Here is a 372-nt window from a genome sequence, read left to right as displayed (position 1 = left end):
GGTCTCCTGGGGGTGCCGGGCCGCCGGGTTCGTCGGCTTGGTTGATTGATGCCGCGGCATCCGAGTCACTTTCGGTGACTTGTTCTTCGTCGGTGGGTTCGTTTGCGGTGACTTGGTTGTCGGGTTGGTCGTGGGGTCGGAGGAGGCGTTCGGGTCGGTGGTAGTAGTTGAGTCGGGCTTGGCCGGTGTCGAGGTCAGGTGGTGGGAGCCATTCGACTTCGCAGTGGTTGTTCATGCGGGTGTTCCAGCCGCCGTTGCGGTCGACGCTGCGGTTGTCGGGTCCGCAGGCTAGTCCGAGTTCGTCGATGTTGGTGTTGGCGCCGTCGGTCCAGTCGGCCTCCACGTGATGGGCTTGGCAGCCGTAGGCGCCGA

General features: G+C 64.5%; 1 pseudogene. It reads right to left on the bottom strand.

The annotated features are described in order from the left end of the window. Positions 1 to 372, bottom strand: a pseudogene (locus MELE44368_RS24820) (HNH endonuclease signature motif containing protein); the annotation flags it as partial.

The organism is Mycolicibacterium elephantis DSM 44368 (assembly GCF_004014805.1).
Taxonomy (GTDB): domain Bacteria; phylum Actinomycetota; class Actinomycetes; order Mycobacteriales; family Mycobacteriaceae; genus Mycobacterium; species Mycobacterium elephantis.
Note: the sequence above shows the minus strand (reverse complement) of the source record. Positions and strands in the feature narration are given on the sequence as shown.